Below are 17621 nucleotides of genomic sequence, written 5' to 3'. Positions count from 1 at the left end.
CGACATCCGGTCGGCGGGTGCCCAAGCCGAACCCAACTCACCACCATGTGTCAGGTGAGCAAACTCAACACCAAGCAGAAAATCGGCCTCGGGGTCGCCGTGCTGTTCGGCCTGTGCTGCTGCGGGTCCGGCATCGGCAACGCCATCGGCGGCAACGACCAGGCCGCCAACCCGAAACCGTCCCCGTCGGTGCGCGTCGACCAGCTCGCCGACATCGTCACCGCCAGCCCGGCAGCCGACCAGACCGAGGCGGCAGCGAAACCCACCACGACCGCGCCCCGCAAGCCGGCGCCGAAGCCGACACGCACCAGCAGTCAACCCAAAGCGCCCTACTACAAAAACTGCGACGCCGTACGGGCTGCCGGCGCCGACCCCCTCTACCCGGGCGAGCCTGGCTTCCGTGCCGAGCTGGACCGCGACGGTGACGGGGAAGCCTGCGAGACGGACGGCGGCAACGGCGACACCGGACCAGCCCCGGACGGCAACGTGTCCTACGCCAACTGCACGGCGGTGCGGGCTGCCGGCGCAGCCCCGATCCGCAAAGGTGACCCCGGCTACTCGCGGAAGCTGGACCGGGACGGCGACGGCGTCGGCTGCGAATAGGGTCGCATAGACATCCAGGTGGATCGAGAACGGAGAAGGTGTGGACGGAGAAATTTGGGGCGACGCGGACGTCACCTACCCCGACTGGAAGGGCACAGCGCAGCTAGACGAGCGCCTGACGATCCCATGGGAAGGGCTGGCGCGAACAGTTGGGCTCGACAGCGACCAGTGGCAGGTGGTGGGGTTCAGCATCGGCGGCGGTGAACACGAGTACGACCTGCGGGTTGTTGCCACGCCCCGCGACGTGTGGGAGAAAGTGAAGTCCGACGATGACGCTGAGATCGAAGTAACCGAGTTCCTTGTCCATGACGTTGACCCGCTCGCGATCCTCCAGCAGATGACCCACATGTTCGACCTGCGGATGCGGCTTAGCGGGCTCGACGGTCGCAAGGTGCGAGTCCGGGCGTTGTCCGATCTTCCGGCAGAGCTGTTCGTAGATGAGATTTTCGGCCCGCAGACGGACTAACGCGAAGGGGAAGTTACATGACCGAGCAGGCTGTAACGGGGATGGACTGCGACAAGATCCACCCCTTTCCGCTCCCACGGCTAGGCAGAGGCGTCGACTCGATGGACTACGGGGCCACCAAGCGGCGGCCGGTCGGGAGCATTTACGACGTGAACACCACCCCGACCTGGCGAATGGTCGCGGCCTGGATGTGGGGTACGGACTGCGTACGGCAGCACATCCGTGAACTCGCCGCCGACGACATCCTGACCACACACCTGCTTGCCTGCGCGGCAGTCATCGGACTACCACCGGGTGCCATCGTCGAGAACATCGCGTTGGGCGCGGTCGGGGCAGGGGAGCCAGTGGAGGCGCTGCGTACGGGAGGCTTGAAAGCTGGCCGACGAGCCGTCGCGGACATGTCCGTTCAGCAGCGGGAGAGTCTGATCCCGGAGCTGCTGTCGATGATCCTGCGAGGCCCACGCACGCTCGAGCTTGATATCGATGGCTCAACGGTCCAAAAGGCTTTGCGCAGGTAGCTGGCGCGACAGAGCCCCGGACGGTCGAGTCTGTACGTCCGGGGCTCTGCTTGCTCAAACGACGGTCGCCGCTACCTGGTTGCGGTGAGGATCGACGCGAACAGCTCCGAACCGTCGACGAACACGACCCGCATGCCGCCGGGTTTCGTGCTGCCACCCCACTCGGCGTACGTCTCAGCCGACTTCACGCGCGGCAAACCCGCCTCGGTGACGGTGCGGGTGATTGCCTCAGCCCAGCTGACCGGATCCGTGGGGGACGCCGCCACCTGCGGCAATGCGCCCGCATCGTTCAGGTCGAGCGGTGCCGCTTTCTGGTCGCCGCCCACCAGTTGCAGGTGCATCCGCCCGGCCAACGTCAACCCGACAGGCTTCGGACCGGAACCCGTTGACCAGCGGGTGACCTGACCGGCCCACGGCTGGGTGGCCAGCACACCTGCAAGCCAGCCCTCAAACTCGCGGACGATCATCCTGTGCGCCTCGCGTCCTGCTCGGCCCCCGTCTTGGTCGAGTTCGTCGCCATTGACCACTGACCGGAGGCAGCCCGGACACTCTTACGAGTACCGACCCGCGGCACAGCCTTGCGGGGGGCCACCTGAGAAATGCGCTGCGGCTTCACACCGATGAGGGCTGCTGCGTCGCGCACCGACATGGAGTGGAGAGAAACCATCTCCTTAGCCAGTTGCACCGTCTGCTGCGCTACCCGCTGCTCGTCGATACGAACGCGGTCGCGTAGCGCACGCAGTTGGGCGGCGGCTTCATCGAGCTGCGGGTCGCCGGTGTGGTACTCGTAGGCCAGTCGCAGGGTGGGTTCGGCACCGTCGGGAAGATCCTCGCTGAGGGCGATGGCTTCGCGGACCGCCTGGTCTAGGCCGGGAAGGTTGCGGGCGTAGGTGTGGGTGCCTTCGAGTTCGGGCACGTCGGCGAGCCATGCGCCGTCTTCGCGGGTGACAATGACCCGGTACGCGTGTTCGTTCATCGCAGCCAGCCCTCTCCGAAGACGGGTTCCATGTCTTTCTCGATGGCTCGTAGGGTGCCGTTGGGAATGTCGCCGGTGTGTTGGGCGACGGTGGTGCGGGCGGTCACGGTTTCCCCGTTGCGGGTGGTTGATGCCTCGTACCGTCGGTGTGATCCGCGTTGGCGGGTTTCTTTGCCGCCTAGCTTTTCGATCCGCTGGTTGACTTCCCGTGCCCTCATACCGTACAGGCTAGTCAAGCCGCTAGACAACTGTCAAGCAGCTTGACACCCATTGGGTGAGGTGCGGTCATGCCCAGGTCAACCAGTCCGCTGAGCATGGCGGGCTCAGTGAAGAGTCAACGGCGGGTCGGGCTCTGGCGACGCTCAGCAGTGCTCCAACGGAAGGGTGCCGTCGTCCGGCTCATCCTGCGGCCACTCCAAAACCACGGTCACGATCGGGTCGCCGTCGACCCGCGCACGCTTACGACGGGCGGACTGCTTCGCGGCCAGGATGGTGCCGGCGCGGCGGGTCGCCCACACGTGGTACGGCACGGCGTAGGTGAAGCCATCGGTGCGCGTCTTCGTCCCCATCCTGTAATTGTGCGGTCACAGTGAGGGTTTTGTCTATTTCTGATCGCTGTTCCGCCGTAACCGGTCAACGGCCGATCGCACGGACCGCAACCTGCGTGACCACCACGAAGGCGCCCAAGCAAGCCGCCGCCACGAGAAGCAGGACGCCATGCGCCACCGGCGGACCCATACCCTCAATCACCATCAACGCCTCAGCGCCAACGGCGACCGCGCCCACGAACCCGAGCGCCCCCGCAACCCGGAACCGGTTGCGCTGCCACCACGACCGGCTGTGATGGTCGACGGTCGCGGCGAGCAGCCTGCGCGACGGGCCCGGCGCGGGCACCCGGTCCAGGCGAGTGTCAGCACGCCACGCGTGGGCCGCGTCGCACACCGTCTGGGCCGCCGCGTCCCCGCCGGCAGGGTTCGCGCGGACCACCGCAGCTAGCCGCAGGTCGGCGCCGGTGGTGTGACCGGCGGCTGCCTCATCAGGTTGGTCGCCGACCGCCCACACCACTGCGGCGAGTTGCACATCTTCGGCGGTGGTGGGTTTGCCGGTTTCCACCTTCGCCATGATCCGCCTGAGGCGGCGATCCAAAGCGTCAGCGTTCATCCGGTGATCCTCGCCGCGGCACCGACCGGCGGCTATCGGCGGGCAGGGTCAGTCTTCGTCGCCGTACGGGTCGCCCGGGTCGGCGCCCGCATATTCGGTCCACGCCTCACGCAGCGTTTCCAAGACCACCGGCGCGGCGTGAAGGCCGTTCAGGTAGTTGACGTACGTCGGGTAGTCGCCGCTTGTCGGCCAGGTGTCGTCGTCGGCGGCGTCCCGGGCCAAATCCCCGATTGGGTGCCGGGCGTCGGTCTGCTCGCCCAGCCACGCCGCGAAGCTACCCTTGGCGGGCTTCGGCCGGTACGGGGCGGTGGTGACACCGATCTGCGGGTTCGCCTCACCCCGCTTCGCCTTGACGGTCACCCCGGCGAGGTACGCGGCGGCGATGAACGCCCCGTTCGTCACATAGCCGATACCGGCCTGCTCCCCTTCATGCTTCAACCCGTAACTGGTGGCCGTGTCACGGGTGATGCGGCACCGCCGCAGCGTGGTGATCCAGTCGTAGGCGGCCTGCACCTCATCCAGCCTGTTCGCGAGCTGACGCCGGGACGCCGCCCAGTCGTCGGACGGCCCGAATCCGGGGTGGTCGTAGCCGTTCGTGTTCAGCGTGGGGTGGGCGTCGAGCACCTGGGCGAGATCGTCGGCGGTGATGATGCGCGGGCTCATTGGCTGCTCCTACCGGGGGTCGGCTCGGGGACAGGTGGAGCATGTCAAATCGGCTCTTAGTGGAGGAAGCATCCGCGCCGGGGATCACGCGCCGCCCGCCGGTCAGTCGTCGGCGGCGGGCACCTCAACGTCCCGCCAGTGCAGATGATTGAGGGTCAAGCCGAGGATCTGCACCGCCCGCCACACACCGACCGCCGCCGCGGTTGCCGCCGCGGTGAGGGGGATCGCCCATGCGGCGTCGAACAGGGCGGGGCTCAAGCCGACGACGATGACGGCGAGGGCACCTCCCCAGCCGATGCCGGTCTGGATGGGTTTGCTGGCGTCACGGGTGCTGGCCATCGTGGGTGCTCCTCACATCGGGGGATGTTCGGGAACACGGTAGGCGGTGGACACCACCCGGAGAGGTCAGCGACTCGGCTACGTCGGGAGACCGGCGGCCTGGATTCGGGCGGCAAAGGGGCGGATGCCCGGCAATGTGGCCTCCCGTTCGGTGGCGAGCAGAGTCGCCGTCAGGTGCTGCGCCCACGGCCGGTACAGCACCTCCTGCGGCGCTGCCGTCTCCGCCTCCCGCAACGCGATCCACGCCTCAGCGGGACGGCCACGACCCATCCACGCCAAGGCGGCGTCTTCCCAGTAGCGGGCCCGCCGTTCCGGTGTGGGCAGCAGGTCGATCCGCACTCGCCGGGCGTGTTCAACGGCCGCACCGTAGTCTCCGAGAGCCCGCGCGATACCCGACCGGTACAGCTCCAGGTCGTTGGCCCCGAACCCGGACGGTTGCCGGGATGCCAGCGCGTCACCCGCCTCCCCGGCGAGGGTCCACGCGTCGTCACGGCGGTCGGCGCGGGCGGCAGCGTATGCGGCCGTGGCGAGCATCGACGCGTACAGCGACACGTCGTGTGCGTCCGCCAGCCGGGTGGCGTCCCGAAGGTTGGTGGCCGCGCCGATGACGATCTGCTGGGCCTGGTCGTGGTGGTCTGAACGGCGCAGCACCACCGCCGCAGTGCGGTGCGCCACCGCCAGGGTGCGGGGGTCGTCGCATGCCCGCGCCGCCTGCACCGCCCGGTCGGCCATCGACCAGGCAAGACCCTGCTCGTGCAATTTCACCGCAAGGCGGGTGGCCAGCGTGTACACGGTCGCCAGTAGCGTTGCCACCGCGCCGGTCGCCCCGGGTGACGCCGCCGCGTCGCGGGTCGCCTCGGCGGTGCGCACCAACTGCGGTAGGCGGTGTGCGAGTTGTTGGTAGCGGACTGCCTGGAAGTCGGCGTCCGCCTTCGCGACCGCCGTCCGCAGGGCACTCACCGTGACGGGTGCGGCATCAGGTCCGGCGGGCTCGAACAGCAGCCGGTCAAGGCCGCTCACAGCCGCCGATCCGGCCGTCGACCCAGATTGGGCCAACACGACACCGGTGAGCGCCCCGGCCATCAGCGTCCGTCGCCGCATGTCGCTGTCCCCTTCGTCGCAGAGAGCCCGCAGGCGGCCCGCACCGTCGAGCGCCTTATCCAACGCCGCAACCAGGCTCGGTGACGGCCGCCGCTGCCCAGTCTCCACACGGCTGAGGTAGCCGGCGTCGCAGTGCACGGCTGACGCCAACCGGCGCAACCCCCACCCTTTCACCTCGCGGAGCCTGCGCACCTCCTGCCCGAGCATGTTGCCAGGTGTTGCCCCGGAGTTGGCAGCAGACAACACATCGACCTCCAAGGGACGGTAGTCGATGCTTATCGTACGGCCCGGCCGACCGTGAAACCCCAATCGATCAGCGGAAACGAGGAGCCATGCCTGTTCTCGCCCACGACCGGACGCAGCTGCCGATCCACGTCGACACGATGGAGACCGGCAGCCCCACCACTCACCGGCCGTTCGGTTTGACCCTGAGCCGCCCGTCGGTCCCCAGCGGCGACGTCCTCGACCTCACCGACACGCACCTGGACCCGGTGACGCAAACCATCGTCGGCGCCGACGGCGTGACGCTGGCGAGCAAGCCGCAGACCACGCAGAAGGTCACCACCAACGAGAAGACCGTCCACGACCACCAGTCGTGGAACGACTCCAAGACCGACACCTACCAGGACTGACCCCCGAAGGAGATCAACGGTGACCGTCCTGGTGATTACCGAACCGGCTGATGTGACCTGCGACTTGGTGATCGTAGAGCTGAACCGCAGGAACGTCCCGGTCCACCGGATCGACACCGCCGATTTCCCGACGACGCTGGCCGTGACCGCCTCCCTCGGCGGCCACGGCCAGTGGTCAGGGACCATCGGCGACCCCTACCGCACGAGCCCCATCGAGGCGATCCGGTCCGTGTACTACCGCCGCCCGGCGGCGCATCGCTTCCCGCCCGGAATGGATCCGCACGAGCAGCGTTGGGCCGAGCAGGAGGCACGCAAGGGCTTCGGGGGGCTGCTGCAAGCCCTGCCCGACGCGCGCTGGATGAACGACCCCCACGCGATGACGTCAGCGGACCGGAAGCCCCGGCAGCTCGCCGTCGCCGAAAGCCTCGGCATGGCAGTCCCCGCCACCCTGATCACCAACGACCCGGCGGCGGCGCGGGCGTTCGTGGATGCCGCGCCGCACGGTGCCATCTACAAGGCGATGCACGCACGGCCGTACATCGATCGAGACAGCGGGCAGGTAATGGCCCTGTCGACGACACCCGTCACCGCCGACATGATCACCGACGCGGTGACGGGCACCGCGCACCTGTTCCAGCACTGGATACCAAAGTCGTACGAGGTCCGGGTCAACGTCATCGGGGACCGGCTGTTCGCCGCCCGCATCGACGCGCACTCGCCTGCCGCGCGCATCGACTGGCGCACCGACTACGACAGCCTCACCTACGAGCCGATCACCCTGCCTAATCTCGTTGCCGAGCAGCTCGTGACGCTGACCCGCAGGTTGGGTCTCGTCTTCGCCGCGATCGACCTGATCGTCACCCCAGAGCACGATCACGTGTTCTTGGAGGTGAACCCCGGCGGCCAGTGGGCGTGGATCGAACACGAAACGGGACTGCCCATCGCCTCCGCCATCGCCGACTACCTGGAGAAGCCATGACCCTCACCGCCCAACTCCGGCAGCACCTGGTGGACACGCTCACCACCACTGGCGTCCTCACCGACCGCAGCGTCACCGAGGCGTTCGCCGCCGTCCCCCGGCACCACTTCGCGCCGGCCGTCTACCGGGTCAGCGGGCAAGGGCAGATCGGTGACGTGCTCGACGGCGCGGACCTCACCCACGCAGGTGACTACCTCAGCGCCGTGTACTCCGACGAGGCGATCGTTACGCAGATTGCCCCCGACGGCCGACCCACCAGCTCATCCACCCAGCCCGGGGTGATGGCGGTAATGCTGCAAGCGCTCGACCTCGCCGCCGGCATGACGGTGCTGGAGGTCGGCACGGGCACCGGCTACAACGCCGCGCTGCTGTCGCAGATACTCGGCAGCGAGCAGGTGACGTCCGTGGACATCGACGCTGGGCTTGTCGACCAGGCGCGGGTTGCCCTGGCTGCGGCCGGCTACCGGCCACGGCTCGCTGCGGCGGACGGGCTGTCCGGGTACCGGCCGTCGGCGCCGTACGACCGGATCATCGCCACCTGCTCGGTGCGCCGGGTGCCGGCGGCGTGGCTGCGGCAGACCAAGCCCGGCGGGCTGGTCATGGCGAACATGTCGTACGGGGTTGTGCCGCTGCGGGTGCGCCCGGACGGCTCCGGCGAGGGCCGGTTCCTGTCGCAGGTCTGCGCGTTCATTGAGGCGCGGCCGGCGGACGGGCCGCTGGGTCCGACCTCCGACCGGATGATCGAGGTGTGCATGGGTGGGGAGGGCGCCACCAGCGCCGGCACCGTGCAGCAGGTGGAGTGGTTCGCCGAAGATCGGTGCGAGTTTTTCTGGAGGTTGTCGGAGCCCAGCGTCTACCAGTGCACCTTGACCGGCGACATGGGGAAGATTCACTGCCTGGTGGACGCCGGCACCGACTCGTGGGCGCGGGTGCACCACGACCAGTCGGGGGTGACGGTGGTGCAGGGCGGCAGCCGTCGGGTGTGGGACGACATCATGCAGGTCTGTCAGCGTTGGGATGACGCGGGCCGTCCGGGGCACTACCGGCTGGGGCTGACGGTGTCCCCGGAGGGTCATCATGTGCTGTGGGTGGACCGTCCGGACGGCGCGCACCGCTGGCCGCTGCGGTAGATCTCACGCAGTCGTTGCCGGCACCGATGCCCGGCGGGTGGATACGTCCCCACCCGCCGAGCATCGGCGTCGGCACCGCACCGCACCGGGCTGAGTGCCGGTCATCCGCAGGCACGGCGGCAATCGTGGTGATGCGGCGCTGCCGGTGCTGGGTGCCACACACCCGAATCAGTGTCCTGCTTGCCGAGCACGTCCAGCGTCGGCGTGAACCGGGCGCGCAACCGATCGGCGTCGTCGCGTCGCTCTGACCCGCCGGCCCGGGAGGTGATGCGCTGCCGCAGCATCTCGTGTACATCCCGGTCAGCCATCGCCGGCCCGTCAGGCATTTCGGAGGCAGCCCGCTTCGCCTCCGCCCGGATGACCGGACGCCAGACTGGATCGGCGGCGATATCGGCCAGTTGTGCATGCAAGCTCATGTCGGTTCCCGTTCGCTGGTCGCAGGCTGTGTCGTCAACCGGACAGCATTCCGGTGGGTTGCGGGGCGACCGTGGCGCGTCTGCTGCCCGAGGATCGTGCGATGCGTCTTCGCCACAGCGCTATCGCCGTCACCGCCGTTGTCATGTTCGCCGCCGGCTGCGGCACGGACACACCCGCCAGCCCCGCCAGTGCCCCGCCAGCGCCCGCAACGACGTCGGCCGTACCCAAGCCAGCCCCGGCACCCGCCGAACCGCTCACCGCCAAGCAGGTGCTCGCCAAACTGTCGGCCTCGAAAATCGGCCTCACCTCCGGCGCTGTCCAAGATGAGGACACCGACCCCAACAACCTGCTCGGACGGCCCAACGGGTACCTGTCCCGGGCGTCCGCCGACCTGCCCGGCGGCGACAAGCAAGCCGACAAGTACGACGCCGGACGGGGACTCGCCATCGAGGTGTTCCCCACCAGTGAGGACGCGGACCGGCGGGCCAAGTACATCCAGGACGCGTTGAAAGCCGCCCCGATCCTCGGCACCGAATACCACTACCGGGCCGACAGCGGCAGGGTGCTCGTCCGGGTGTCGGGGAAGGTGAAGCCGACGCAGGCCAAGAAGGTTGAGGCCGCGGTCGCCGGCATGTGACCGGGGTGAGGTCATCCGGACCTAGTCGCGGCGGCGCGGGCGGTGGTCGCTTTCAGGATTCGCGGGGCACCGAACACATGGTCAAGCACCTCACCACAACGCGGGCATTCCCGGCCGTCGTGCTCACCGCAGTCCTCGCCGTCAGGGCAGTCCACGCGTCTTTCCGCCCACTGGTCGACAGGGCTGACAACCCCGCATTCGGGGCACGTCCACGTGTCGGAGGCGGGTGCGTCCCACCAGCCGTTGGTGCGGTCCTCGGCGGTCAATTGGTCGCCCCCTGACGCTGCTTCACGATCTCGTCGACCAGTGCGGCGATCACCACCCGAGGGTCACCGGTCGGGCAGGTGCACGACTGGGGCAGTCCGGCGTCACAGGACCCGCACAACTCCATCCACGGGGCGACCTCGGCCAAGTCCAACGGCGGTGACGGCGGCTGCTGGTCGGCGGTGATCGCGAAGTAGGCGACCCGCAGCCGTTCCCGCACCACGTCCCCGTCGGAGACGATGCAGCCCTGCTGGACGCGCCCGTGGGGGATGAGTCGGAGGGCTTGCATCATGGGCAGGGACAGTGCTTGGCGAATCCGCTCACGCTCGTCACGTACTGCCGCGTTCACGGCGTCCGCAACAGGGTTGCGCTGGGTGGCAGGCAGCCCCATCCGCGCCCGAGCTGCGGCCGTAATCGGAACGCCTTTGCATGAGTGGACGACGGGCCACACGTACTTGCCGCACCGCTGGCATTCGGTGCGCCCGTCGCCGGGGTCGGTGTGCGGGTGGTCGGCGGCGGCGGTCACCGGGCTACCCCCGTCCCAAAGTGCATCTCCACCATGGTCACGAACTGTTCGGCGGCCCGCAGCATGTCGTCCGCCTCCTGCCCGGTGACCACACGCGGAATCCCGGCTTCGGCGGCGGCCCGCTTGCTGGTGGTGTCGGCGAAGAACTGCGCCCACTCGGCCAACTCGGGGGCGGTGGTGGTCAGCTGCACCCACACGCTGGGCATCCGGTGCCGTTCCTGCCGGTTAGTCACAGCGGGGGTGGTGCGGGCGGCCAGGATCGCCGCTGCGGCCCGTAAAGCGGCCAGGTGTGCTGCCGCGTACCGCAGGCCGTCCGCGTCGGTGTGGGTGGCGTCAGCGATCCCCTGCCACGCCACGGTGAGGAGTTGGGTGGGGGTGCGGTGCGGCAACAGGTGGGCGGGGGTCGGGTGTGTCGTCGTGTCCGTCATGGTCATCTCCTTCGGGTTAGCGGTGCGAAACGGCGGAGGCGGGCTGGGCATGCTGGCGGGCGACCTGAGCGGCAGGCATGTGCGACAAGGCCACCGACCAGCGATGCCCACCCCCACAGGATCGCTGCTTCTGGCCGTGCCCGAAGTCGACGAACGCAGCAGGTTTCCCGCCGCAGTCGGGGCAGCGGTAGCCCTCCGCAACCTCGATCGCGCGGGCGATTTCCTCGGCCACCTTGCGGCGCTCGTCGCGGCGGATCTCGTCCTCGTCAGTCGGCGGCATCGGCCCGCCGTGAAGTGGGCACGTGGAGGACGCCCCGTTGGACATGCGTCGTCCGCCGCCCGCGCAGCAGAACGCGCAGTCCATGGGGTCGAACACGTCGCCTTCGCGGCCAGCGTCTTCGGTCATCGCCGGCCCTGCGTTCCGTCCACGCGGGTCAGCGACGACGTCTCAATGCCGTGCTCCACCCGCCCGCCGTCCCAACGCACCGACGCCCGCCAGTACGGGTCGGCGAAGTGCCCGAACCGGTCGCAGCGGATCACCGTGCCGACAGTGTCCGGGTAGCGCCAGGTGGTGACGCGCTCGTTCAGCTCGGACTCCCACTCTCGCAGCGGGGTTTGGTCCCGGTCAGTAGTGGCCATGCCTGCCCCTTTCGTCGTTGCGGTCAGCGGGGCTCAAGATCCGTCCAAGCTCGGCCCACTCCAACGCCTTCGCGTGGTGGGTCACCCGCAGTTCGGTCACCTCGAAGTCCCGTTGCAGCCGGTCACACACGGCGGACAGGTCGGCGGCGCACGCCCACGATGTGGCCACGTCACCGATGCGGGTGATCGACCACATGGGTTCGCCGTCGCAGACTTCGCAACGGAAGGCGAAGCCGGAACCGGTTGGGGCGGTCACCGGGTCACCTCCGTGTGGTGCTTGAGGAAGTAGTCGAGGTCGGCGATGCCCACACCCTTGTCGTCGCGGTCCGGCCATGACGTCTCGTACTTGACGTTCGGCTTGCCGTTGATCGTGGTGATGCCGGTGACGGTGAGAGTGCGAGGGTCCTTGCCGGTCCACACGCTGTTCACGGGCACGCAGTCAAGCGTCTCGCTCGTGCTCCCACACCGTCCGCAGGGAAGGTGGAAGGACCAGGACAGGTCGTGGGCGGTCACCGCTTGCCCTCCGTCCACGCTGCCGACATGCCCTGAATGGCCTCGGCGATCAGCCGACTTCCCGCCTCGTCGTCTGAGCGCATGAGAGTGCCGTCCTCGTCGATCTCACCGTCGATCAAACCCGCGCGAACGAGTGCTTCGATCAGTTCGTAGTCCCACCCGCTGTTGCCGAATGGGCGCTTCCCGTTGAAGCATTCCTGCTCCCGCCACACGTCGGCGAGGAGCTTGATCAGGTATTCGCCGACTGTTGCCGCCTCGGCGTCGTTGCTCTGCATCGGGGTGGCCAGCACCTGGGCGGGGGTCGCGTTGATCGTGTCGGTCATGATGTTCTCCGTTCGTCGTGGCGGCATGTGCCGTGGCAAGTGCCGTGGGGTTTGCTGTCGGTTTGCTGCACGGTTGCTACGGACTAGCCGCGAGACACGGCGGGGGCGAGCAAGTCCATGCGGCCATGCTCGATCAGGTACGCCACCAGGCGTTGACGTGCCTCGGGGGTGTCGTTGTGCTGGTGGTTGAACAGGGGGCGCTCCGACTCGATCGCGGCCTTCTCGGCGGCCTCAGCCTCGGGGCGCGACGGGAAGCGACGGATCTTTGAGTGGTCGGCGAACTCTGACCATGACGACCGCTTGGCGTGGCTGGACTGGCGGGTCGCCAGGTCACCGGTGATGCCGATGTACAGCAGTAGACCGTCGGCGTCGTACCAGAAATAGAGAGCAGTCGGCCTGGCGGCGGGAGACAGCGGCCACGGGGACGACGGCGCTTCTACATACCACGTCTCTTCGTAGACGCCGTCCGTTTCGCTGTGCGCCGCCTCCAACGCCTTCGCCAGGCGGCTGAATGCCGCGCTCGCTGGTTGGGCGAACTCTCTCGCCTCTGCGTCATCGGCTACACGCCTTCGCGCCTCGAACTCTGCCGGGTACTGACGTACGTGTCTCTTGCTGCGCAGCAGTCGGAGCCCAGGCTTGCGGAACAGGTCGAGGTCACGGGCGCAGACTTCGGCGTACCAACGGGCGAGCGCCGCCATTGCTTCGATCGCATCACTGAGTCCGATCACTGCTTCAACCATGGCGGTGGCAGAGTCGACTTGGCCCTCGCCGACAGTGTCCGCCAGCAGCGCCGTGAAGTGCCCGATGGCGTAGGACGCCCACACCCTTTGACCGGCGGTCAGCCCTTGGCCCTGCCGCCACTGGCGTCCAAGCTCAGCAAGAACAGCAAGGGCCTCTTCGTCGCTCTCTGCGAAGCCAGCGGTTGAGGCGCGCCCCTCGAAATCTACTGGAACGTTCACGCCGATCCTCGTTTCGTCGCCGGCCCGCGTCGCGAAGCGAGGCGGGGAGAGGTCTTATGAGTGATCTGATGAGTGGTTCTATGAGTGTTGGGCGGAAGTGACTTCCGGTATCGCCGGAACTGACTTCCGGTACATGGCGGAACTGACTTCCGGCATACGCGGAAGTGACTTCCTATGGCGGAAGTGACTTCCGGTATCTCGGCGACCGTCACCACTCGTCTGCCCTCGCTTGCCGGAACAGCTTCCACACGTCGTCGCCGAGGTTGCCAAACGTCGGCTCACCGCAGGCACGCTGCGACGCATTCCACTCCGTCAAGCAGTCCACGGCGTCACGTCCCCGCTTGGCCCGAGGTGTCGGGCAGAACACCATCCGCTGCACGTGGAAGCTCACCATCTCCTGGCCGCCCTCAACACGGACGGTGGAGTTGCCCTGCGGGGTGACGAGCTTCTGGCAGTAGAGGCAGTGGAACTTGCGGACGTGCGGCCCGTAGATCGGGAGGTTCCGCCAGTGGGACGGGATGATCAGTTGGTACTCGTCGGCGAGCCGCCGATGAGGCGAGCCATAGCCGACCCGTTCAGCCATGCCGAGGCCGCGTAGCACCTGCCACCCGCTCCGGATGGTTCGCTCACTCAGCCCCGACTCCCGCTCCATGCGTTCGTTGCTTGGGTGGCAGGACGACCCGTCGTCGAAGTCGCCGAAGTCCATGGCTGAGCGTGCCACGGCTTTCACGGATGGCTCTACCAGCAGGATGCGGGCGAGGACGTTCCATCTGGCGATGAACGGCTTGTCTTCGTCGTCGGGTGCGTGGAGGCGACTCACGGGCGGGCCAGCCGCAGCTTCGCGCCATGCCGATTCACCCGCACGCCTGTACGGGCATAGGCAGGCCGTATCTTTGTCATGGGCGAGGTGTTCCTTCTGTCTTCACGGGCGGGCTGGGGCATATCGCTTCTCGGCCCCGGGCCGGCGTCGTAACCGCCGGTCTGGGGTCGCTCAGTTCCTAGGAACTGGCAACCGGTGTGGGCGGCACGTCTGGCCGCTTGGGCAGCTTGGCTCCGGGCCTGCGTGCCATCCATCGCATGAACTCAAGGATCAGTGCGGTCCGGTTGGAGCCGAGCTGCACGGCCACCCCGCCGAACTCGTTCCACAGGTCAAGCGGAACGCGAATCGGCCTGGTCGGCGTGCTGTTGTCGGTCGTCGTCTTAGTCATCTTCACCCCCCTCCTGTAGCTACGCGATCCACTATACGCAGATGCAGCCGTAGCTACAAGAATCTTGGTTGAGTTGGACGGAAGTGCTTGCGCGCCCCGACGGCTGTAGCTACGCTGTGACTACAGCAAGACGAAGAAAGCCCCCGGCGGGTGCGTCAACACCTACCGAGGGCCCGGCATCAAGGAGCGCGTCAACGCTCCCAGCACCTAGAACCGACCGCCTGATAAGAGCAGGAGTCGATCCATGCAGCACCGTACCAACCAGTCGATCGCAATCGACGAAGCGATCCCGTACACCACGCCCAACGGTCGCGTCACCGTCACGCTCCAGCGCATCAGCGCCGACGTGTACACGGTCACCACCTACCAGGGCACCCTCCGCATCGACGCGAACTGCGGCAGCTACGACAGCGAGGCAACCGCCCGCCTGGTGGCCCGGGGTTACGCGGAGATGTACCGCAACGAGAACCCCGCCCAGCCCACCGCCGGTGTTCGCCGCCGGCAGGTCCCGCCGACCATGGCCGGGGCGCACCTCACCAACCCGTCCGACGCCGGGCAGCGCGTCCTGCGGGCCGCCCACGCTAACGGTGGCACCGTCAACCGGTCCGCTGCGGCAACGATCGTGCAGCTCAAGTCCCTGGCCCGCAAGGGCATGGTCACCCTCAACTACGCGTCCGGTACGGGCCTGCGGCGGGTTGTCACCTCCGCGACCCTGACCGAGCGTGGCGTGAAGGCGGTGGCCTGATGGACACGGTCACGCTGCGGTTGTCGAACCCGGAGGACCGGGACGCCGTCAACAAGGCGGGCGACGCCGCCCAGGTCATGCAAACCCTGATCAGCCTGGCCACCAACTACCGGGGTGTTCCCGGCTATGAGGCGCGGGTGGCCGAGTTGGACGCGGCCATGGATGAGGTCGACACGGTCACGGCCGCCGACCTGGACGCGCTGGCCGCTCACATGCGGGCGGGGGTGCGCTGACCATGGGTAAAACCACCGTCGAGTACGACGCCGAGTCCGCTTGGTGGCCGTTCTACTACCCGAAGTGCGACCGCCCCGCCTGCCCGCTCCCGGAGGGTTTCAGCCACCGGGAGTTCAAGGACGCCGAAGCCGAGGCGAAGCGCCACGACAAGTTGCACGCGGACGGGGTGATCAAGTGACCTCGGAGACGAACACCAACACCCCGAACGCCCAGATCAAGCGGGTGCGGATCCGCAACCACGCCGACGGGACTGTCGCCCAGCACGTCACCTACGCGGACAACCGGCGGGTGGATGTGCGGCAGGCCACGAACGGTTCGTACCGGTCGCGGGTGTCGTACGGCTACGACCAGCCGACCGGCACGTACAACGCCCAGGGCGTGACCCGGTGACCCCCGAGGTGCGGGCGATCCTGGCGGAGCTTCACGCCGAGTTCGCGGAGGCCGACGCTGAGGGCGCGTCGTCGAACGACATCGTTCAAATGCTCGACGACTTCCTCACCCGTCACGGGTTTCCGTCGGTGCTGTACGGCGGTGGTGACCGGTGAACGGCTGGCTGCGCGGAATGCGCGCCGGGCACAAGTCCCGCAACGACGGCCCCGCCTTTCACGACCTTCAAAAGCCCGACCAGGACACCCTGCCTGCCGACTGGGGCTTGCATCCGCTGTGGTGCCACCGGGCACCGCACGACGGCCCGTGTGTCGACTCAACGGCGGTCACCGACCCGAACGGCCGGCGGATCAAGTTGACGGTCACCGTCGACCGCGACAGTTCGGAGCCGCCCACCGTCACCGTGGAGGTTGGCGGTCAGGTGGCCACGCTGGACGCGGAAACGGCGAACGCCGCCGCAGGTCGGCTGGCGGGGCTGCTGTCGCCGTTCCAGCTGCCGCAACGGCATTGGGTCAAGCGGTGAGCCGGCCTGCCGAGGTGCGCAGCATCAAGGCGCAGGGGGACCGCAATCAGCGGTTCGCCGACAACCAGTTGCTGGACGCCGTGAACGAGGTGCGCGCCGACCTGGACAAGCCGGCGCCACGCACCGACAAGCAGCGCAACAACCGCAGGTAGCTCCCTGCCGGCCCCGTCGAGGGACGGGGCCGGCATCGCACCACTTCGCACCTACTTCGAACCCACTTCACACCTTTGGAGCACGCCATGTACGCCAGCGCCACGATCGCCCACACCAGCCGCGAGGTTCGCCGCCCCATCACCGTCGACTCGGGCGACGGGCAGCGCACCATCCGGGTTCGCACCGGCCGGTCCACGGCCCGCCGCGCCGCCATCAACGCGTCGTACGGGCTGGGACGCTGATGGCCCGCTGCGGACGGTGCCGTGTGGTCACAGTGCCCGACAACCAGGCGTGGTGCGCGGACTGCAACGAGAACGACGACCCCCGCGACTACGTGGGCGGGGTGCACATCTCGCAGGTCGAGTTGCCCGACACAGACCCGTGGGCGCCTGCGGCCGACTTCGACTTGGACGCCCTTCTCGATCGAGTGGCCGCCGACACGCTGCGCGAGCTGGAAGCCACCACCGACCTAGACGCCCGGTTCGCTGCCGTCATCGCCGGCGATGCGCCCGGCGCGGACGGGCCGCCCACGGACAACCCGGAGTTGGCCGTCCTGGAAGCCGTCTACTTCGACACGCCCATTGACCGCACTGACGAACTGGTCAACTTCGACGTCGTCAACGCGGTGAAGGCCGCATCTGCGGCAGGGCTGATCCGTGCGGACTTCGACCACACCGAGTTCGGGTGGCGGATTACCGAAGCGGGGGAGAAGCGTCTCGCCGGCCTGTGGGGTGATGACCGGGTGCCGCCGGGCAAGGGTGGGCACGTGGACTGCTGGATGCACGGCGTCTACATCGCAGCACCGGGCGACCTTTGGACGTGTCCCGAAGACACCCGCACCGACGATGTGGTGCTGCGGGACCTGGCGGCCGACCCGGTGATCGGCGGGGCGATGGTGCTCGCCGACGCGGAGGCGCAACGGGCGGTGGTGGAGCCGAAGCTTCGCCGGTCCGAGGCGTCGCGTCGGCGCCGCAAGGCGATCCGGAAGGCCGCCCGGATGGGTGTTCTTGCCGCCGCCGTCCTGACCGTGCTGTGGCTGCTCGCCACGGCCGCCCTCTGACCGTCTGCACGTGAGCCTGCCGGGCTCGGCCGATCCG

35 protein-coding genes and 1 pseudogene are annotated in these 17621 nt (G+C 68.2%); 16 read left to right on the top strand and 20 right to left on the bottom strand.

Annotation, left to right across the window (positions count from 1 at the left end; translation table 11 throughout):
- Positions 1-54: 54 nt before the first annotated feature.
- Genes AB0H52_RS14150 through AB0H52_RS14140 form a run of 3 tightly spaced genes read left to right on the top strand, consistent with a single transcriptional unit; the run spans position 55 to position 1587 of the window.
- The gene (locus tag AB0H52_RS14150; protein WP_357947690.1) at positions 55-603 is read left to right on the top strand and encodes an excalibur calcium-binding domain-containing protein; all 549 of its coding nucleotides are present in this window, start codon (positions 55-57) and stop codon (positions 601-603) included.
- A gap of 40 nt (positions 604-643) precedes the next feature.
- Positions 644-1069, top strand: a complete 426-nt coding sequence (locus tag AB0H52_RS14145) for a hypothetical protein (RefSeq protein ID WP_357947687.1) — start codon at positions 644-646, stop codon at positions 1067-1069.
- Between the two features lie 17 nt (positions 1070-1086).
- Positions 1087-1587 (top strand): hypothetical protein, encoded by a 501-nt coding sequence (locus tag AB0H52_RS14140; protein WP_357947684.1) that lies wholly within the window; start codon positions 1087-1089, stop codon positions 1585-1587.
- Positions 1588-1658: 71 nt separating this feature from the next.
- Here the strand turns inward: AB0H52_RS14140 and AB0H52_RS14135 are convergent, their stop codons facing one another.
- The 9 genes and pseudogenes from AB0H52_RS14135 to AB0H52_RS14095 all read right to left on the bottom strand — a co-directional run.
- Complete coding sequence (locus AB0H52_RS14135) at positions 1659-2054, bottom strand: hypothetical protein (protein ID WP_357947681.1); 396 nt, start codon at positions 2052-2054, stop codon at positions 1659-1661.
- The gene (locus AB0H52_RS14130; RefSeq protein ID WP_357947678.1) at positions 2051-2563 is read right to left on the bottom strand and encodes a hypothetical protein; all 513 of its coding nucleotides are present in this window, start codon (positions 2561-2563) and stop codon (positions 2051-2053) included. The genes AB0H52_RS14135 and AB0H52_RS14130 overlap by 4 nt, the downstream gene beginning before the upstream one ends.
- Entirely contained in the window at positions 2560-2781 is a 222-nt protein-coding gene (locus tag AB0H52_RS14125) for a type II toxin-antitoxin system HicA family toxin (protein WP_357947675.1), read from the bottom strand. The genes AB0H52_RS14130 and AB0H52_RS14125 overlap by 4 nt, the downstream gene beginning before the upstream one ends.
- 144 nt (positions 2782-2925) lie before the next feature.
- Complete coding sequence (locus AB0H52_RS14120) at positions 2926-3132, bottom strand: hypothetical protein (RefSeq protein ID WP_357947672.1); 207 nt, start codon at positions 3130-3132, stop codon at positions 2926-2928.
- Positions 3133-3196: 64 nt separating this feature from the next.
- Positions 3197-3724 (bottom strand): hypothetical protein, encoded by a 528-nt coding sequence (locus AB0H52_RS14115; RefSeq protein ID WP_357947669.1) that lies wholly within the window; start codon positions 3722-3724, stop codon positions 3197-3199.
- Positions 3725-3772: 48 nt separating this feature from the next.
- Positions 3773-4387 carry a YozE family protein gene (locus AB0H52_RS14110; protein ID WP_357947666.1) on the bottom strand — a complete coding sequence of 205 codons (615 nt, stop codon included), beginning with the start codon at positions 4385-4387 and terminating at the stop codon, positions 3773-3775.
- Between the two features lie 102 nt (positions 4388-4489).
- Positions 4490-4726 carry a hypothetical protein gene (locus AB0H52_RS14105; protein WP_357947663.1) on the bottom strand — a complete coding sequence of 79 codons (237 nt, stop codon included), beginning with the start codon at positions 4724-4726 and terminating at the stop codon, positions 4490-4492.
- A gap of 78 nt (positions 4727-4804) precedes the next feature.
- Positions 4805-5827, bottom strand: a complete 1023-nt coding sequence (locus tag AB0H52_RS14100) for a hypothetical protein (protein WP_357947770.1) — start codon at positions 5825-5827, stop codon at positions 4805-4807.
- Between the two features lie 36 nt (positions 5828-5863).
- Positions 5864-6034 (bottom strand): annotated as a pseudogene (locus AB0H52_RS14095) (helix-turn-helix transcriptional regulator); the annotation flags it as partial.
- Between the two features lie 125 nt (positions 6035-6159).
- Between AB0H52_RS14095 and tgmA the strand changes: the two are divergent.
- From tgmA to tgmC, 3 genes are read left to right on the top strand one after another with little or no spacing between them, the layout of a single operon-like run.
- A complete protein-coding gene (gene tgmA / locus AB0H52_RS14090) occupies positions 6160-6459 on the top strand; it encodes a putative ATP-grasp-modified RiPP (protein ID WP_357947660.1) in 300 nt (99 codons plus the stop codon).
- 19 nt (positions 6460-6478) lie between these two features.
- On the top strand, positions 6479-7438 hold the full coding sequence (tgmB, locus tag AB0H52_RS14085; protein WP_357947657.1) for an ATP-grasp ribosomal peptide maturase: 960 nt from the start codon (positions 6479-6481) through the stop codon (positions 7436-7438).
- Positions 7435-8568 (top strand): ATP-grasp peptide maturase system methyltransferase, encoded by a 1134-nt coding sequence (gene tgmC, locus AB0H52_RS14080; protein ID WP_357947654.1) that lies wholly within the window; start codon positions 7435-7437, stop codon positions 8566-8568. The genes tgmB and tgmC overlap by 4 nt, the downstream gene beginning before the upstream one ends.
- Positions 8569-8669: 101 nt before the next feature.
- Here the strand turns inward: tgmC and AB0H52_RS14075 are convergent, their stop codons facing one another.
- Positions 8670-8978 (bottom strand): hypothetical protein, encoded by a 309-nt coding sequence (locus AB0H52_RS14075; protein WP_357947651.1) that lies wholly within the window; start codon positions 8976-8978, stop codon positions 8670-8672.
- Positions 8979-9085: 107 nt separating this feature from the next.
- Between AB0H52_RS14075 and AB0H52_RS14070 the strand changes: the two genes are divergently transcribed.
- The gene (locus tag AB0H52_RS14070) at positions 9086-9622 is read left to right on the top strand and encodes a hypothetical protein (RefSeq protein ID WP_357947648.1); all 537 of its coding nucleotides are present in this window, start codon (positions 9086-9088) and stop codon (positions 9620-9622) included.
- A gap of 262 nt (positions 9623-9884) precedes the next feature.
- Here the strand turns inward: AB0H52_RS14070 and AB0H52_RS14065 are convergent, their stop codons facing one another.
- From AB0H52_RS14065 to AB0H52_RS14020, 10 genes are all read right to left on the bottom strand, one after another.
- On the bottom strand, positions 9885-10178 hold the full coding sequence (locus AB0H52_RS14065) for a hypothetical protein (protein ID WP_357947645.1): 294 nt from the start codon (positions 10176-10178) through the stop codon (positions 9885-9887).
- A gap of 230 nt (positions 10179-10408) precedes the next feature.
- Complete coding sequence (locus tag AB0H52_RS14060) at positions 10409-10840, bottom strand: SAV_6107 family HEPN domain-containing protein (RefSeq protein WP_357947642.1); 432 nt, start codon at positions 10838-10840, stop codon at positions 10409-10411.
- A gap of 16 nt (positions 10841-10856) precedes the next feature.
- Positions 10857-11246, bottom strand: a complete 390-nt coding sequence (locus AB0H52_RS14055) for a hypothetical protein (protein WP_357947639.1) — start codon at positions 11244-11246, stop codon at positions 10857-10859.
- Entirely contained in the window at positions 11243-11479 is a 237-nt protein-coding gene (locus AB0H52_RS14050; protein WP_357947636.1) for a hypothetical protein, read from the bottom strand. The genes AB0H52_RS14055 and AB0H52_RS14050 overlap by 4 nt, the downstream gene beginning before the upstream one ends.
- The gene (locus AB0H52_RS14045) at positions 11466-11735 is read right to left on the bottom strand and encodes a hypothetical protein (protein WP_357947634.1); all 270 of its coding nucleotides are present in this window, start codon (positions 11733-11735) and stop codon (positions 11466-11468) included. Before AB0H52_RS14045 ends, AB0H52_RS14050 begins: the two co-directional genes overlap by 14 nt.
- Positions 11732-11914 carry a hypothetical protein gene (locus AB0H52_RS14040; RefSeq protein WP_357947631.1) on the bottom strand — a complete coding sequence of 61 codons (183 nt, stop codon included), beginning with the start codon at positions 11912-11914 and terminating at the stop codon, positions 11732-11734. The genes AB0H52_RS14045 and AB0H52_RS14040 overlap by 4 nt, the downstream gene beginning before the upstream one ends.
- A 74-nt stretch (positions 11915-11988) precedes the next feature.
- The gene (locus AB0H52_RS14035) at positions 11989-12315 is read right to left on the bottom strand and encodes a hypothetical protein (protein ID WP_357947628.1); all 327 of its coding nucleotides are present in this window, start codon (positions 12313-12315) and stop codon (positions 11989-11991) included.
- 83 nt (positions 12316-12398) lie between these two features.
- Complete coding sequence (locus tag AB0H52_RS14030) at positions 12399-13274, bottom strand: hypothetical protein (RefSeq protein WP_357947625.1); 876 nt, start codon at positions 13272-13274, stop codon at positions 12399-12401.
- A gap of 208 nt (positions 13275-13482) precedes the next feature.
- On the bottom strand, positions 13483-14094 hold the full coding sequence (locus AB0H52_RS14025; RefSeq protein WP_357947622.1) for a hypothetical protein: 612 nt from the start codon (positions 14092-14094) through the stop codon (positions 13483-13485).
- 178 nt (positions 14095-14272) lie between these two features.
- On the bottom strand, positions 14273-14482 hold the full coding sequence (locus AB0H52_RS14020) for a hypothetical protein (protein WP_357947620.1): 210 nt from the start codon (positions 14480-14482) through the stop codon (positions 14273-14275).
- A gap of 244 nt (positions 14483-14726) precedes the next feature.
- Between AB0H52_RS14020 and AB0H52_RS14015 the strand changes: the two genes are divergently transcribed.
- From AB0H52_RS14015 to AB0H52_RS13975, 9 genes are all read left to right on the top strand, one after another.
- A complete protein-coding gene (locus AB0H52_RS14015) occupies positions 14727-15227 on the top strand; it encodes a hypothetical protein (RefSeq protein WP_357947617.1) in 501 nt (166 codons plus the stop codon).
- The gene (locus AB0H52_RS14010) at positions 15227-15460 is read left to right on the top strand and encodes a hypothetical protein (protein WP_357947614.1); all 234 of its coding nucleotides are present in this window, start codon (positions 15227-15229) and stop codon (positions 15458-15460) included. The genes AB0H52_RS14015 and AB0H52_RS14010 overlap by 1 nt, the downstream gene beginning before the upstream one ends.
- A gap of 2 nt (positions 15461-15462) precedes the next feature.
- Entirely contained in the window at positions 15463-15639 is a 177-nt protein-coding gene (locus AB0H52_RS14005) for a hypothetical protein (protein ID WP_357947611.1), read from the top strand.
- Positions 15636-15851 (top strand): hypothetical protein, encoded by a 216-nt coding sequence (locus tag AB0H52_RS14000; protein WP_357947608.1) that lies wholly within the window; start codon positions 15636-15638, stop codon positions 15849-15851. Before AB0H52_RS14005 ends, AB0H52_RS14000 begins: the two co-directional genes overlap by 4 nt.
- A complete protein-coding gene (locus tag AB0H52_RS13995) occupies positions 15848-16006 on the top strand; it encodes a hypothetical protein (protein WP_357947605.1) in 159 nt (52 codons plus the stop codon). Before AB0H52_RS14000 ends, AB0H52_RS13995 begins: the two co-directional genes overlap by 4 nt.
- A complete protein-coding gene (locus AB0H52_RS13990; protein WP_357947602.1) occupies positions 16003-16371 on the top strand; it encodes a hypothetical protein in 369 nt (122 codons plus the stop codon). Before AB0H52_RS13995 ends, AB0H52_RS13990 begins: the two co-directional genes overlap by 4 nt.
- Entirely contained in the window at positions 16368-16523 is a 156-nt protein-coding gene (locus AB0H52_RS13985; RefSeq protein WP_357947599.1) for a hypothetical protein, read from the top strand. The genes AB0H52_RS13990 and AB0H52_RS13985 overlap by 4 nt, the downstream gene beginning before the upstream one ends.
- Positions 16524-16610: 87 nt before the next feature.
- Positions 16611-16766, top strand: coding sequence for a hypothetical protein (locus tag AB0H52_RS13980; RefSeq protein WP_357947596.1), 156 nt, complete (start codon positions 16611-16613; stop codon positions 16764-16766).
- A 23-nt stretch (positions 16767-16789) separates the two neighbouring features.
- Positions 16790-17584, top strand: coding sequence for a hypothetical protein (locus AB0H52_RS13975; protein ID WP_357947593.1), 795 nt, complete (start codon positions 16790-16792; stop codon positions 17582-17584).
- Positions 17585-17621: the final 37 nt, after the last annotated feature.

The organism is Micromonospora sp. NPDC050695, from assembly GCF_040654415.1.
GTDB lineage: Bacteria > Actinomycetota > Actinomycetes > Mycobacteriales > Micromonosporaceae > Micromonospora.
The sequence above is the reverse complement of the archived record's forward strand: the minus strand, read 5'-3'. Positions and strand labels throughout refer to the sequence as shown.